The following is a 15,436-nucleotide window of genomic DNA, read 5'->3' on the forward strand; positions in this document are numbered from 1 at the left end:
TCGGCAGCCTTCTCTTAAAATGTTCGATTGAATTATAGTTCCTAGTTAGCTTAGTCGACTTTCTGATTCTTTTTAAATAAATACCGAATCCCTTTTCCCGCCATTAATTCGTCAGAATATCGAGGAATAACATGTAAATGTGAATGAAAAACATGCTGTCCTCCCACATGACCACAATTCCATCCAACATTGTAGCCATCTGGCTTGTAATTATGATCCAAATACAGCTTAACTTCTTGTAGTAACTGAAATGTTTCATTCCATTCATCTTGAGTTAAGTCAAAAACAGTTTCCCTATGTTCTTTCGGGACAATAATACCAGCCCCTTTAATCTCTTGTTCTTTAAGTAAAGTATAAATGCATCTTTCATTGCTCATTATGACTTCATGACTGTTATCATTGGAAATATTGCAATATGGACAATTAAGCAAACTCCACACCTCACAGATTAAAGGCTGATCTTGATCCTTTATTCTTTATTCTTTACCTCAATATAAGCTATCGATTGTGACGGGGTGCTTCTTCTTCATTTAACTATTTTTATCCTGTAGTTCAATAGTCTTGTTCAACTTACTCCATGAAGAGTGAGATAATCTTCTATTTTATTTTTCATTAGCCCATCAATTGCAATCTTCCCATCGATTTCACGATTATGTAGAAATGTGAGAATATCTTCTATAGTTACGATAGCACTGGTTTGAATACCGTAATCTTCGCTTAACTCTTCAATTGTAGTTTTATTTCTCTGTCCTCTTTCTAGACGATCGACAGAAACAATTAAGTTCGTTATCTTAGCTTCCGAAATACTACCAAGTAAATTCAAACTTTCCCTTACAGCAGTACCAGCCGTAATTACATCTTCGATAATTGATATGCGATCATTACTTTGAGGAATATAACCGATGATTTGTCCTCCCTCACCATGATCTTTCTTCTCCTTTCGGTTAAAGGTGACCGATATGTCTCTATTGTATTTATTATATAGAGCAGTCGATGCAGCCACTGCTAGTGGAATTCCCTTATAAGCTGGACCGAACAAAACGTTTACTGATTTATCCACTTGAGTCTGTATACAATCAGCATAGTATTCGCCTAGAATAGCAAGCTGTTTGGCAGTTCGAAAGTTCCCTGTATTTATCATGTAAGGTGTCATTCTACCGCTTTTAGCTACAAAATCACCAAATATAAGAACATTTGATTTGAATAGAAATTCAATAAAATCCCCTTTGAAACTCATTAAAATGCAGCCCCCTAAATTTAAATAGTCCTCTTTATGTTAACACATATTGGAAGTAATCTGCCCGTTACTTCAATGGAACAGAGAGCAGAGCCGCGGCGGCCTGCTCCCTGTATTGGTTCAACTATAGTTCTGCGTTACTTCAACAAATTAGGAGTTTAAGATCTAAGAATATTTGTCTTTCCACTAAGCAAATCTTCAAAAACTGGTCGTTGGACTATGTTTATTTGATCCAGCGAGATATCGCTAATATTCCAGAACTGTAATTTCAATGACTCACATAGATCGTCCTGAAATCTTATCGTGTCTCCATCTTCTGATAAATGCTCACTGTGATTAGTCCAAGCATTGAAAAGGAACATAACGAAAACCACCTTGTTCCCATCAGGATAGGTGTATTCCATTCTAGGGCCGCTATAAACTGCGTAAAATTCACAATCCTTAACAGATAATCCTGTCTCCTCAATAACTTCTCGTATCATTGTCTCTTGAATAGTCTCACCCGGATTCATGCCTCCGCCTGGCAATCCCCAATCACCGTAATCAGATCTCTGCTGCAATAAAACTCTACCGTTGCTATCTCTTATAATCGCTCCGCCTGTTACAACAATCCTCATTAGAGGTGACCTCTCTTCTCACTAATATAGTCATACTATATTAGCACATATTGGAAGTAACCTGCCCTTTACTTCAATGGAACAGAGAGCAGAGCCGCGGCGGCCTGCTCCCTGTATTAGTTCAACTATAGTCTCCCGTTAGCTTGATGCTCCACTATAGTGCAACGTTGCCCCGTAGTGTGAGTAAGGTGTTATCTTAAGTAATTGTCTTCGTAATGTCACTATTAAAGACTGCTCTGCTAATATCTTTGATTGTTGAGTTCCTTAAGTAACATTTCAATGTTTTGAAGACTTCGCTTACTCTTTTGGGAGTTAACCACAAGAATTATGATTGTAACAATTAAAAACAACAAAAAGACAATAGATAAAATCGGCATAAATAAAGCCCATATTGAAATTTGCGCAGATCCCATTGATCCCATTACTACATTCACCAACCTTTTTCAATAATTCCTCTTAACTGTATTCGACAGTTGAACAAAATAACCTTGCTCTCTTTAGCTAATCTGCATCTTTCATAAAGGTCTTTTATGTCACATCAGTCTCGCCATATAATTAGAAATACGTTTCCACTCTAAACTGCCCTTTAGTTGAGAAAAGGCAACCAATCCACCAGGACCGGCTGCCTTTTCATATTGTTATTAAGCTATAGTTCCCCGTTAGCTCAACCACTTCTTACTTCGAATGGATTATTTTTGATTAAGATTACTGGAGATGGATACAATAACATCCGAAATAAAAAATGGTGCAGGAGGAGTTATGAATGGTTAAGATAGCAATTATTATTGGGAGCACACGCCCAGGACGTAATTCTGAGGCTGTAGCTAAGTGGATATTTGAGTTAGCTAAAAAAAGAACAGATGCTGCGTTTGAACTCGTTGATATAGCAGATTTCAATCTTCCGCTTCTTGATGAACCGGTACCCCCTGCGATGGGACAGTACTCGAAGGAACATACAAAGGTATGGTCCGCTAAGATTGCCTCTTTTGATGGCTACGTATTTGTAACACCAGAGTACAATCACGCAACAACTGGGGCGCTCAAAAACGCGATCGATTACTTATATAATGAATGGAACAACAAAGCTGCTGGATTCGTAGGGTTCGGAAGTAGCGGGGGTACACGCGCGGTGGAAAATTTACGACTTATTATGGGTGAACTTCAGGTGGCCGACGTACGTGCTCAAGTAGGATTATCTCTATTTACTGATTTTGAAAACTTCAGCGTATTCAAACCTGCCGACCATCAATTGGGTTCGGTGAACGCTATGCTTGATCAGGTAATATTATGGAGTGGTGCATTGAAGGCTATTCGGTAAAATCGAGAAGAACAGTGTATCCCCGAGTAAATGCTCGGGGATTTGTGCTACGCATTCGCTTTGTCTAATTAATTATACTGGGATAATTGGAAAATAATAACTTACAACAAAGTCCCTAGGACAAACCACAAACTAGGAGGATATTATGGGTAATCTTGATAATAAAATCGTGCTGATCACCGGTACCGGAGGTGGTCTAGGTCGTGTCGCGGCGCAGGTCTTTGCGCGGGAAGGCGCAAAAGTCGTCGGGAGCGACATCAACGTTGATGCCAACAATGAGACAGCCGAACTTGTCCATCGCTCCGGCGGTGAGATGACTGGCATCGCTCCATATAATCTCACCGACCCCGAACAGGCGCGGAAAATGGTTGAGGATGCTGTTGCCGCGTTCGGCGGGCTCGACGTAGTCTATAACAACGCGGCCATACAACGCTTTGGTCCGATGCCCGATTTTTCTATAGAGGATTGGCGGTTGACCATTGCCGGCGAACTCGACATTCCCTTTTTTGTAACGAAATACGCATGGCCACACCTAGTAAGTCGCGGTGGAGGTGTCATTATCAACGTTTCTTCCTTGGCAGGCATAATCGCTGGAGAGACCCCACCGATGGTTGGGCACTGCGCAGCGAAGGCTGGTGTTATCGGGATGACTCGACAACTTGCGCTTGAAGGTGCGCGGCATGGGATTCGTGCGGTGACGATTAGTCCAGGACCTTTTTTGACCCCAGCCAGCGACCGCGATCTCGGGGACAACCAAGCGGCTCGGGACGCAATAACCAGTAAGACGCTTCTGAAGCGCTTCGGTCAACCAGAAGAGCTGGTGGAGCTCGCAGCATTCATTGCTTCTGACCGGGCATCTTACATTACAGGCGTCAACTACGTAGTGGACGGCGGCGCGAGCGCTTGGTAGAGCTGGTTTTACTCAACAAAGGCTGCCGAGCTCTCGGCAGCCTTTGTTGTCGGTCGTTGCACTATCGTTATCCGTGAGTTAATGTATCAAAGACCTGCACACTCCTCACTTCCTCCACTTTTTTTCAACAACAGTTAGAACTTTATTATTTTATATTGGGTCAACAGCCGAAGATCTGTTCCAGTTTATTGAATTAACGTTTCCTCGTTAGTGTAATGACCTTACCTGTCATCTGTGGTACGGATCTCCGCACTAACTGTAACGGCAAGTTTTTAAGGCCACTCCTTGCGGGATGGCCCTTATTTTCATACATTGAACGATTTTTTCCGTAAAACAGTTGTTTCTAATCTCTCGATTCAAAGTAGTGGATCGGGCGGATCTCAATCCCCCATCCAAACTGCTCGCCGATGCCACTTGTACGGTTGGATGTAAGGAAGCAATCCGGATTGCTTCCTCCATGTCCCGTGCTTCTATGAGAAAAGCACTGCCGATCATCTCCTTCGTTTCGATAAAAGGACCGTCCATAACCTTCACTTTCCCATTCGCCCGCCGCAAGCATTTCGTTTCGGATGCGAGACCAGCATCAATAATCACTTGGCCGCTCTTGTAGAAATTTTCCAGGTGGGGCGAACATTCGTTCATTATTGCATCAATCTCATCTTTTGAGCGGGCATCCATTTTATCTGACTCCAAGTAACCCAAACACAGAAATTTCATTTTCATTTCTCCTCTTTCGTGAGTTTGAAGCATCCATTCTTACCTCTACTTAATCTACGAATGGTATACAAATAAATCGACATACCTTTAATAATATTTTATAAAAATTATTAAAGGCTTCTTTATCTTTACAAAGTTCAATCTTCCACAGGCTTGCTTTTCAATATTACATTTTTAACGCATTTAGCAGCACGTTTCAATAGCAGTTCTCGCTCACGGGTGTTGCCCGCAAGCGCTGCGCGCTTATGCACTTGGCCGACTGCCTCCATGTCTTCATTAAACTATAGTTCACCGTTAGTCATAATGAACAAGGCGGCCCTCTTTCGCCTATCGTAGGTTGCTTTTGGTTAGAATGTGTAGTGGATTCTACTTAAAACCAAATGCAGAGCTACATTCAAAAGGAGCCGCTATTATGAAGGATTACACAAAATATGTTGGTTTAGACGTGTCAAAAGATTTAATCTCTGTTGCTGTTGCAGATTCTGGACGAGGTGAACCTCGTTTTCTTGGAAATATTCCGCATACACCTGAAGCAATCCGTAAGATCATGAAAAAAATGGGTCCTAATGAGCAATTACATGTTTGTTATGAAGCAGGACCAACTGGATATGGCCTTTTTAGGTTTCTACTTTCTCTCGGAATTGACTGTATCGTTGTTGCACCAACACTCATTCCAAAGCGCGCGGGAGATCGCATTAAAACGGACCGAAGAGATGCATTAAGGCTTGCACAGCTTCTTCGAGCTGGCGAACTCACACCCGTTTGGACTCCCGACGAAGACCATGAGGCTTTGAGAGACTTGGTTCGCGCTCGTCATGACGCTAAGGAAGACTTACACCGAGCTCGACTTCGCCTTGTCCAATTTTTGCTTCGCCATGATCTGCGCCCAGAAAAAGGAACACGGAATTGGTCTGTTAAGCATAGAGAGTGGCTGGACAGTCTTCGTTTTGAAAAATCATCGTTACGAATCGTATTTCAAGAGTATCTTCATACCATTGATGAAGTGACTGACCGAATGAAGCGTATCGAATCTGAAATTCACGAACAAGCAACAAGAAGTGTTCATGCGCCTGTTATCCAAGCCCTTCAAACTATGCGTGGAGTAGCAGAAGTGACTGCGACCACGTTAGTTGCGGAAATTGGACAATTCTCTCGTTTTTCAAGTCCCAGGCAATTAATGTCGTATGCTGGACTTGTTCCTAAAGAATATTCAAGTGGAGCAAGTCGTTGGCAGGGATCTATCACCAAAGTTGGGAATGCTCACATACGTCATGTCATCGTAGAATCAGCTTGGGCCTATCGTCACTCCCCTTCTTTAAAAGGACAAATCCGTGCTCGTCAAGAAGGACAAGATCCTGAAGCTAAACGTATTGCCTGGAAAGCTCAACATCGTTTGCATCAGAAATATCATCTGATTACGTCTCGAGGGAATGCTGGAAAAAAGGCTGCCGTAGCTGTTGCCAGAGAACTCATTGGGTTCATTTGGGCTATTGGCTGTGAGATCGAAAAGAAACAATCTGAAGCTTTGGTTGCATAGTTGATGTTATTCTAAAAACTTTTTGGGTCTTGAAAAAGAGAATTTGAAATTTTGGCTCGGAGGCAAAACCCGGTAAGGAGAACCCTCATGTTGAACTATGCACTAGGCAATGATTGATAGCCGAACGTGCGCCGTTAGTCAGAGGCAGCTCCACGACGAATGGATTGAAATGCGGTACCCAACCCGCGCATATCAGACTGTTAACCACCGTCAACGTCTTTGCCTTCGTGCCAAGGTTTTAAAACCTTTTCAAACCTTAGTACATTTATTAAGAGTGGGATGTTTAAACCTTAAAAATACAAGATCATTAAAAGAGGTATTGACCGCCTCGTTCATATCAGTTCAATGTGCCTAAAACTACCCATTAATTCAATGCCATTTATTAAACGGAACTCACGTGAGTTTAATAATACCTGTTGGCTTAGCCTTAGGTTTTTCTTCGTTACGACTTTACGACTGAACATACGTACATCTAAAAATAATAAACATTACTTTTATCCTGAGCATATAGTATAGGATTCTTAATATATGGAGGTATTAGAAGAAGTATGAGGAATAAGCGTTCCATTACTCGATTATCATTGAGGAATCGTGTCATCAAGACTATACCAGTTGAAAGAAACCCCTCCAAAATCTATCTTAATGAGCCCCTTAACCGGATTTATGTACTTAACACCGGAAGTAATACCGTCACTGTAATAAATGGTGTTACGAATAGAATAATTCGCACCATAAGTGTTGGCAACAACCCGTTTCACGCTGCGGTAAATCCTCGTACCAACCGATTTTATGTATCCAATACAATAAGTGGAACCGTTTCCGTCATTAACAGTATCACAAATAGGATCGTAAAGACGATCAAGCTTTCATCCAGTGTGGGAAATATAGCTGTAAATCCGTCCACCAACCGAATCTATGTAATCAATCGTAGTAGTAACACATTAGTTGTTATCGACGGCGAAACCAACAAAATTATGTCTAAAATACCATTGGTCGGAATTCAACCGATAAGTGTTGCTGTGAATCCTTTAACGAATCGGATTTATGTCGTGTTTGCGAATACAGGGAACTTGGCCGTCATAGATGGAAAGAGCAATCTGATAATCGCAAATCCTCAAACGGGGCCAGCTTTCGTAGTTTTAATCAATACTAGGACAAATCGAATTTATGTCGTTAAAGACGCTGATATTATTGTAGTTAATGGAAACACCAACAGACCCATAACCGTAATATCCCCCCCTACTCTCCATGAAATCATTGATCCCGCTTTAAATGAGCGAACAAATCGACTGTATTCTGCAGATCCTGATGGTGGCACGGTAAGTTCAGTAAATTTGCGAACAAATCGGATAATCCAGACGGTACGTACTGGCGAATCTCCAGCTGTTATCAATGTTGACCCTATAAGAAACCTTGTATATGTTCCGGAATTTGGCGGCAATGTTATCGTGATAAATGGGGCGGATAACACGATTCTTACACGTATACGTACGGGAGTCGAACCTTTTAACGGTGTTTTGAATGCCCGAACCAATCGTTTGTACGTCCTGAGTAACAGGGATCGTAAGGTTGTCGTTATACAAGGCTTATGATTACGACTTTATTTTAAACCAGCCTCAACTTTTCCTGTCACTCACTAATTAACCTACATTAATTGAGATAGGCAGCGATCATATGACCGGCTGCCTTCCGAATGGCGGATGTTCTCTTACTTTCCTGGATTGATCCGCAGCACAGATGTGATCTGATTGAATTCCATGAGGACATCCCCCGCTGTTAAATCCAACTGTTCTGCAGTTCGCGGTGTAACTTGGATGAATGGTTCAACAAATATGTCATTTCCTATAAGTATACGGAGGCTTTTACTATCTAGGCCGTGCTTTAATAGCAGTCGTTCACCGATGATCCCTAACGCAACTTCTCCGATGGCGGATATATAGATCTGCCCGTCCCGGATCGTAATGACCTTAGGATTTTCGCTATCTCGATCCTCAACGACTTGTCTGCCGACTCTCAAGAAATGCCTCCCTCTTGTAACCGGCTTACTGAACATGTCCATTACTCTGGTCTCCGTATCAAACACAACACGGTACCGTCGGTTCTTCAGCATAAGCTTCTGTGCAATATTGTGTCCGACCGTAAGAGTTTGATCGATACATTCCCCACCCTCCTCTCTCTCCAGCTCGGCATTGACAATCGTATTTCTTCTCCTCATTATTACTGGCCCAGAGGAAATAGCTAATGAATCAAACGGATAACCACCACAGTCAGTTAACAGATTCACATTATTGTTACCGTTGCGGATAACACCTACATCCACTATCCCTTTTACGATCATCGAGATCACATCCTTCTCTTTGGCTAGACTAATCTATGAGGGAAATAAGTTGTTGGTATGGACGTTTGCCCGAAAAATGTAATAAGCGTTCACCCAATTGAGTAAACGCCTACTTTAAGTGCTTTTTCGTCCATAGTTATCGCCTTTTCAATCGTAAGCATTCGATGCTTACAATTTGACTTATTGGGATAATGTGATTAAAAATGGTAATTACTTGTTGTGGATGCTCCGCTATTATTTGAACAAATTCAACATAGTCTTTCCCCTTTTTTACATTAAAAGCAACAAAACTTGCTTGGATCGCATGAATAACAGCGACATTTTTTATCGGCGGAACTCCTGTTGTTATTTCAAATCTGTAATCAGCCAATCTTGTGAACGGAATTATCCTTAGCCGATTAGTATCCAGTTCCCTTAGTACAAAGGCTTTGTTTCCCACTTTTCGAATGACTCCGTTAATTGACCTACCATTTGTAGTTGTAAAAACAGGATCTGAACCAAATCCGATTTGCTGGGCGAGACGTTGTTTTAATGTCAGATTAACGGGAATGGGGCATTTTCCAAAAATTTTCGAGTGATTTTCATTTCGTGACACTCTCCTTAAACTCTTATGATTCATGGTATGAGCATGGTTTTTATCCGATTGGGTATTCTGTCAACAACTTTTACCTCTCTCGTTGAAAGTGTTTAAGTTCATTCGTTACTGCACGTTTAGTTGAGAAGGCACTGAAATCTTGGTGTCAGCAGCCTTTTTTGATATTTATTCAGCTATTCTGCCCGTTCGTATTATGAGGTCAAGGATTAACTGCCTAACCACTGGCAATATCAACCACGCTCTACTGCCCGTTAGGTGAGCGAAAGGCTGCCGATCGTGCCGGCAGCCTCCTATTGCTGTGTAATTAAACAAACATTCACCAATAGTTTAATCAAATACGACCCTATGGCTTGGGTGGTCTATAGAAAAAATTACTTGTTCTTCATCAAATCGAGTAACTCTTTTTACTTCATAAAACCCAAGTTTCTTTAATAAGGCACATGACGAAGTGTTTGCCGATTGCGCCTCAGCAAGTATCTTTTTATATGCTTTATCTTCAAAAGAATGGCATAATACTTGACTTACCGCTTCCAATGCAAAACCATTACCCCAAAAACATGATAAAAACATATATGAAATTTGAGTATATTCTCCATCATAATGTGGTGTTAATAAAATGCTTCCTACGAATGCACCTGAACCTAGTTCTTTAACTGTCCAATAATGGCAGTTTTCTTGGGGATTTATCCATTCTGTAATTCTATCTTCAATTTGCTGTGAACTTCTTTGACCGCCCAAGTAATCCCATACTTTAGTTAAATTTATTAGTTATTCTTATGAAGCTAACTAATCTCGTCCTATTCTAACACGACTTCCTCAACTAATACTCCCGTTAACAACAGGCCATCTGAGTTTATCACCAGCAGCCTGTTTGATTTTTGTTATGAATTTATCGTTCTTTCGTTAGTTCAATGTGGTTCAATATTCTCCTATGTGTAATTAAGGTTTTCATTAACGATGAGTTGCATAATACTTTTTATAAATTCAAAAGATCTCTTATTCTCTCAAACAACACATATGAATTTACCTTCTCATAGTTCCACAACATGATTATATTCACTTTTTTCTCAGGAAATTGCCAAATGTCTGCTTTATATCCCGGAGATCCTCCAGGAATCCACCTGAAATTATTACCCAAAAACCAACCATAACCATACTTAAATTTAGGATCAAAATCTACAGATGCATATGGTGTAAACATAATATCTCTAGAAGCTCCTGATAGAATTGTTTCGTTTAAAATAGCTTCACACCATAAATTGAGATCCCTAACAGTTGAATATAATTCACCTGGTGCTTCAATTTCAACCAATTTATCGTAATCTGCGTTCCTAAATTCTCCATTTTCAATCGTGTATCCATACGCGCGATTAACAACAATTTGTCTGGGATTATGAAGTCCAGTACTTTTCATATTTAGTGGATTAAAAAATAATTCATTTAGTAAGGTTTCAAATGTTTTTCCTGTAACTGCCTCAAGTACATACCCCATCATAATAAAACCAGTACTGTTATATTTCCATCCTACACCTGGGACAAACAGTTGTTCCTGATTGCTCAAATAATTAAGAAAATCACCTTTTTCGTTGTTTAACTTGCTCATTTCAAATCGAATGTTCGGTATCGCATAAATATCATATAATCCAGAGGTATGAGATATTAGATGGTGTAATGTGATTTTATGATGCACATTTTTGAGCGTATCAATATAAATTCCTGGATGTGCATGTAGTTTAATTACAGCTTCTTCATGTAGTTTAATAGCAGCGGCAGCTATGAACATTTTTGTTACTGATGCAATGAAAAACTTCATATCCAGTGTATTTTCAACACCGAACTGCATATTAGCCTTACCATATGCTTTCTCAAATAATACTTTACCATCTTGTGACACTAGTAAAGTGCCACTCAAATGGTTTTCTATTTTATAATTTTCAACTATCTTGTTTATTTCATCCCAAACATTAACCATACAAATACCTCCCCTTTAGTTGAGCAAAAGCTGCCGATCATGCCGGCAGCTCCATTTTGATTGTTATTTATAAACTAACGTTCCCTTTAGGTTAATCATCCGGTTTTACGGCTGTCAATTTTTTAACAATTGTAAATTGAAAACCTTCGTAATCTCGGCATGGCCTACAATTCTAGATCCTTCTTGAATATTTATTATTTTACCAATCCACAGAGTATTCGGATAAGCTTCTGGAGAAATGAAGGTAATCGTTCCTAGTACAGTCTCACCCATTTCAACTTTGTCTCTTTCATAATAATGGTGTGCTCCAGAAGTTAGGTAATTGTCAGTAACCAGATGGTTAGGACGATAACCTGTAAACACAGGTCTTGTTCTTATGCCATTCTTTAAAAAAGTTATTTTCGCTTCTACATCAGGTGTAGACATGTTCATCACTCCTAGACCCTGTGCATTATCCTATACGTCGCTCTTGCTGCTGATTGAACTATAGTTCTTTCGTTAGCGTAGTGACTTTTTCACTCGTATGCTTTACCAGCCAATAAAGAGGTTGCAAGCAGACTCCAAGTAGGCGTTTTAGAATTAGCATCATCAGAATCATTTAACCATGCAGCTATAGCCTCCAAAAAGCCTTCCAGTGTTTGGTTCTCCCAGCTCGTAGCATTATTAGTTAGATCACGTCTCAATGTATGAAGAAATGCAACCAACTCATCTTTACTGGATACATCAATAGGGTTCAAGGTTTCAGATCCTCCTCGTATTATTCAACAAACGTTATTCCGTTAGTTTAGCGGAGAAGAGGTCTTATCAAGAACTCCCTGATCATTTGCAACATACCAAGTGTGATCTGGTGATTCACTCTCGGGTATTCGATCAATTGGATATGGTCAGCTGTTTTATCCTTATTTGACATCGCATTCACAAAATATCTTTGACTATCGATAGGTATTGAAGTATCATCTTGGCAATGCAGTAGTAATAATGGTTTTAATGGATTTAAAGAAATATTTGAAAGCGGATCATTTTGTTCTAAATTTTCTTTGTCGTTTGCTTCCATTGGATTCAAACCGAGTTTTTCGCGATAAAGTTCTTCAAATTGAACCCAAGCACAGGACGCATTAATAACAATTGCAGAGTGAACCTTTTGATGTTTAGCAAAGGTACCAGCAGTAATAAAACCGCCTGTTGAGTGACCAATTAAAGTTAATGGAGTATCATTATTTTGTGATAGTTCCGATGCAATTTCCATTGCTTCTTGTACACCTTGAAAAACGACTGTCCAAAAATGAGTTTGTAAGGTTGTTTCATCAAAATAATTAAGGTTTCCACGCTCTCCATGGCAAGGTAGTTCAGGAATAATTACTCTATATTGCCAATTTGAAATCAATGACGCAAAGAACTTATAACTTTCCATCGTAGATCCCCATCCATGATACAACAATACTTGACCAACAGGTTCTGACGTAGGGTCAAGTATTATGCAGGGCACTCCACAAATGTCGCGATATTCAAAGTGTTCCATTTGATTGTCTCCTGTGAGTATTTATTAACGCTGCCCAATTTTGCCACAACTAAGGTACTGAGTATCAATTTCAAAATACTCGTTTATTGTTTTAAACTGCCCTTAAATTAAGAAAGGGCTACCTCGCGGCAGCCCTTACTGCCTTTGTTTTCGTGGCGGAAGCCTCATTTTGTAGTTTATTGAAGTAACGTTATTCGCTAGTTCTATGATCTGATTAGAACAACTTGGCAAGTTTAATATCTTCTAAAGGTACGTTTGTTTTGATATCAAATACCCGCACGAATGTTACATCGAAACTTGGAAAAGGAAGTAATGCTTCTCTCGCAGCCAATTTCATTTCTATAATTTCTGCTTCATTCATACCCCATTTTGTTTGACCCAAAGTCAAATGTGGAATGAAGTTATCCAACTCTATATTACTGTCAATAAGTTCGGTTGGTGGGGAAACCGCATCTACCAAATTCTTGTGTAGATTATATATCTCTTTCGATTCAACGCTAAGGAATGTAACCTCTGTTCCAAATGTTCCTGGTTCAGACAAAGTTAACTGGAAGATTGGAAATGAAGAACAAGTTTCTCTTACCTTTTCAAGCCAATTCATATCCTCCGCAAGTCCATTTGAGAGTTTAACAGTAATATGAGGCTCCACAGGTGCCCTAAATCCGTTATTATCCCATCGATTTCGAAATGTCTTAGCCCATTTATTACGAAATACCAAAATTTGCTCTTTATAATCTTCAGGTGGAACGATTCCTATGAAAAAAGGCATTTTTACACCCCTTTATAAATAATATGTATTTTTCTCGGAGCATTCCTATTCATTTCAATCTTCAACTTTCGAAACATTTATGTTTTTAGAACGTATTCCTCAAATATTTTCCAAATACTGCTTTAGTTTTAAACTACCTTTAGCTTAAAGAGGCTGCCAATCAAATTTCGCGGCAGCCTCACTTTGTAGTTTATCTAACTAGCGTTCTTCCGTTAATTCAATGAGGATTGATCCACTTTAATTTAGCCCCGCCGTATCAATTCGGTTCATTATGATATTGCCATTCCGTATCAACATAACCTCTTTCAATAAAAAACTCCGCAAGCATTCTTCTCTGACGAATCTCTAAATCCCGATAAGGAGCTGATTCAATAAGAATCTTACTAAATCGTTCTAAGAAATGAGGCCCTCCCGAAAACTTTCTCATAGCCCCCATCCCAACATCATTCGCAGCCCAAACAACCCTATCAATGCTAAAAGATAATAAAATAGTACAAGTACACATAGGGCAAGGTTCACATGTTGAATACAATGTGTAGCCTTTTTTTAAAAATTTCTTTTTCTTGATGTCCAGCATGGTTGATCCCGCTTTTCTTATTGCATCAACCTCTGCATGCGCTGTCGTATCTGCTTCCGAAAAGACCCTATTACGTCCCCTACTGATAATTGTGCCCTCAGAATCAACAATGACAACGCCAATTGGATATGTCCCTTCGTCTCTAGCTTTGTCAGCTTCAGTGAATGCTTCTAATAGAAATTTACGATCAACATCCAAGATTATTTACCCCCTATATGATTAATAGATATCCTCGATAAAAGGTTCTTATTAAACTTATACATTCTATTTTAACCCATATAATTCCTTTTTTACTCAACTCTACTGCCCGTTAGGTGAGCGAAAGGCTGCCGATCGTGCCGGCAGCCTCCCATTATTATGTATTAAACAAACGTTCTCCGTTGAATCATGCCCAGTTCAGTAAAGGTATTAAAAGGTCCTATATATTACTTCAGAATAATCTAAATTAGGAATTTTATATTCACCTTTCGGACTTAATCTGTTGTCATGTTCATTCCAAAATAAATTCGAGCCGAGCTTATTGATAATTTTCCTCTCTATATCACTTCGAGTCACTAAGTTTCTAGGATCATCGTTAATAGTCAAGGTAAAACCTTCGTTCGTGAATATATCAACTTTGCAGGTTCCTTCGAAGTCAATTTCATTAACTGGAATCAATTGTTTATAAGCTTCGCCAAAATATGTTTTCCAATGCAGTCTAGGAATACATCTACCGAAACCCCAGCCAAGATAATTATTGCTGCTCTCAAGATTACTATACAAGTGGCATTCTCCATACCAAGAATTCAAAAACTTACACAAGTCCAGCCAAATACTCTCAACTATACTAAATTCCTTTGAATTATTTATTAATCCCATTCCGTCATCAAAGTGAATCCAGATTGTGTTATAAACTAAATCATTTTCGGAAACTAAACTTTCAGGGCACCTTGTCCACTTGATATAAATTGAGAAGATCTGTCTGAATTTATATAAAGATGCGTATCCCCCATATCTATAGTCACCAGGTACCTTACTGATAAATTCATTCGGATTATCAAATGAGAATTTTCCCTTATTCTTGCTTGTATAGTATTCAGATTTGGTTGGGTGGTATTTAGTCGGGAGCTGTCTAAGTTTTTCAAAAATGTAGCGTGCAACTTCCTCAGATCCCAAGAATTTTGTAGTCGTTATATGCATTCCTAAGGTTTGTGGTTGACCTTTTTCAGCCATATTAATCTCCTTTTACAGTTCGCTCTACGCATATCCATATTTATCACATTCAAATAAAGAATATAGTTTGACATCCTCACGTTATAGCCCCTTAGTGTTTTATTCGAGACGAGATTAA

Annotated in this window: 18 protein-coding genes; 4 read left to right on the top strand and 14 right to left on the bottom strand. The window is 39.5% G+C overall.

Annotated features, from left to right (window positions below):
* Positions 1-50: 50 nt before the first annotated feature.
* From AC58VC_RS33350 to AC58VC_RS33360, 3 genes are all read right to left on the bottom strand, one after another.
* Positions 51-440, bottom strand: coding sequence for an HIT family protein (locus AC58VC_RS33350; RefSeq protein WP_497375486.1), 390 nt, complete (start codon positions 438-440; stop codon positions 51-53).
* A 125-nt stretch (positions 441-565) separates the two neighbouring features.
* Positions 566-1,237: an orotate phosphoribosyltransferase gene (gene pyrE / locus AC58VC_RS33355; protein WP_497375488.1), complete on the bottom strand. Its 672-nt coding sequence runs from the start codon at positions 1,235-1,237 to the stop codon at positions 566-568.
* A gap of 158 nt (positions 1,238-1,395) precedes the next feature.
* Complete coding sequence (locus AC58VC_RS33360) at positions 1,396-1,854, bottom strand: NUDIX domain-containing protein (RefSeq protein WP_497375490.1); 459 nt, start codon at positions 1,852-1,854, stop codon at positions 1,396-1,398.
* A gap of 763 nt (positions 1,855-2,617) precedes the next feature.
* Between AC58VC_RS33360 and AC58VC_RS33365 the strand changes: the two genes are divergently transcribed.
* Both AC58VC_RS33365 and AC58VC_RS33370 read left to right on the top strand, forming a co-directional pair.
* Positions 2,618-3,172 (top strand): NADPH-dependent FMN reductase, encoded by a 555-nt coding sequence (locus AC58VC_RS33365; protein ID WP_497375492.1) that lies wholly within the window; start codon positions 2,618-2,620, stop codon positions 3,170-3,172.
* Between the two features lie 145 nt (positions 3,173-3,317).
* Positions 3,318-4,082: an SDR family NAD(P)-dependent oxidoreductase gene (locus AC58VC_RS33370; RefSeq protein WP_497375494.1), complete on the top strand. Its 765-nt coding sequence runs from the start codon at positions 3,318-3,320 to the stop codon at positions 4,080-4,082.
* A 252-nt stretch (positions 4,083-4,334) separates the two neighbouring features.
* Here AC58VC_RS33370 and AC58VC_RS33375 read toward each other — a convergent pair whose 3' ends face one another.
* Positions 4,335-4,799: a YciI family protein gene (locus AC58VC_RS33375; RefSeq protein ID WP_497375496.1), complete on the bottom strand. Its 465-nt coding sequence runs from the start codon at positions 4,797-4,799 to the stop codon at positions 4,335-4,337.
* Positions 4,800-5,211: 412 nt separating this feature from the next.
* On the opposite strand from AC58VC_RS33375, the gene AC58VC_RS33380 reads away from it, so the two are divergent.
* Both AC58VC_RS33380 and AC58VC_RS33385 read left to right on the top strand, forming a co-directional pair.
* Complete coding sequence (locus tag AC58VC_RS33380; RefSeq protein ID WP_497375498.1) at positions 5,212-6,336, top strand: IS110 family RNA-guided transposase; 1,125 nt, start codon at positions 5,212-5,214, stop codon at positions 6,334-6,336.
* 548 nt (positions 6,337-6,884) lie between these two features.
* On the top strand, positions 6,885-7,928 hold the full coding sequence (locus AC58VC_RS33385; protein ID WP_497375500.1) for a YncE family protein: 1,044 nt from the start codon (positions 6,885-6,887) through the stop codon (positions 7,926-7,928).
* A gap of 116 nt (positions 7,929-8,044) precedes the next feature.
* On the opposite strand, the gene AC58VC_RS33390 is transcribed toward AC58VC_RS33385, so the two are convergent.
* The 10 genes from AC58VC_RS33390 to AC58VC_RS33435 form a co-directional block, all read right to left on the bottom strand.
* On the bottom strand, positions 8,045-8,674 hold the full coding sequence (locus tag AC58VC_RS33390; RefSeq protein ID WP_497375502.1) for a hypothetical protein: 630 nt from the start codon (positions 8,672-8,674) through the stop codon (positions 8,045-8,047).
* Positions 8,675-8,810: 136 nt separating this feature from the next.
* Positions 8,811-9,293: a hypothetical protein gene (locus AC58VC_RS33395; RefSeq protein ID WP_497375504.1), complete on the bottom strand. Its 483-nt coding sequence runs from the start codon at positions 9,291-9,293 to the stop codon at positions 8,811-8,813.
* A gap of 303 nt (positions 9,294-9,596) precedes the next feature.
* Complete coding sequence (locus AC58VC_RS33400; protein ID WP_497375604.1) at positions 9,597-10,034, bottom strand: GNAT family N-acetyltransferase; 438 nt, start codon at positions 10,032-10,034, stop codon at positions 9,597-9,599.
* 211 nt (positions 10,035-10,245) lie between these two features.
* Positions 10,246-11,241 carry a serine hydrolase domain-containing protein gene (locus AC58VC_RS33405; protein WP_497375506.1) on the bottom strand — a complete coding sequence of 332 codons (996 nt, stop codon included), beginning with the start codon at positions 11,239-11,241 and terminating at the stop codon, positions 10,246-10,248.
* A 114-nt stretch (positions 11,242-11,355) separates the two neighbouring features.
* On the bottom strand, positions 11,356-11,667 hold the full coding sequence (locus tag AC58VC_RS33410; RefSeq protein WP_497375508.1) for a hypothetical protein: 312 nt from the start codon (positions 11,665-11,667) through the stop codon (positions 11,356-11,358).
* Between the two features lie 89 nt (positions 11,668-11,756).
* Complete coding sequence (locus AC58VC_RS33415; protein WP_497375510.1) at positions 11,757-11,978, bottom strand: DUF7660 family protein; 222 nt, start codon at positions 11,976-11,978, stop codon at positions 11,757-11,759.
* Between the two features lie 47 nt (positions 11,979-12,025).
* Positions 12,026-12,760 carry an alpha/beta hydrolase gene (locus AC58VC_RS33420; RefSeq protein WP_497375512.1) on the bottom strand — a complete coding sequence of 245 codons (735 nt, stop codon included), beginning with the start codon at positions 12,758-12,760 and terminating at the stop codon, positions 12,026-12,028.
* A gap of 214 nt (positions 12,761-12,974) precedes the next feature.
* The gene (locus AC58VC_RS33425; RefSeq protein WP_497375514.1) at positions 12,975-13,529 is read right to left on the bottom strand and encodes a 2'-5' RNA ligase family protein; all 555 of its coding nucleotides are present in this window, start codon (positions 13,527-13,529) and stop codon (positions 12,975-12,977) included.
* A 256-nt stretch (positions 13,530-13,785) separates the two neighbouring features.
* On the bottom strand, positions 13,786-14,304 hold the full coding sequence (locus AC58VC_RS33430; RefSeq protein WP_497375516.1) for a nucleoside deaminase: 519 nt from the start codon (positions 14,302-14,304) through the stop codon (positions 13,786-13,788).
* Between the two features lie 210 nt (positions 14,305-14,514).
* Positions 14,515-15,318 carry a hypothetical protein gene (locus AC58VC_RS33435; RefSeq protein ID WP_497375518.1) on the bottom strand — a complete coding sequence of 268 codons (804 nt, stop codon included), beginning with the start codon at positions 15,316-15,318 and terminating at the stop codon, positions 14,515-14,517.
* Between the last annotated feature and the right edge of the window lie 118 nt (positions 15,319-15,436).

The sequence above is a fragment of the Paenibacillus sp. J22R67 genome (genome assembly GCF_059692175.1).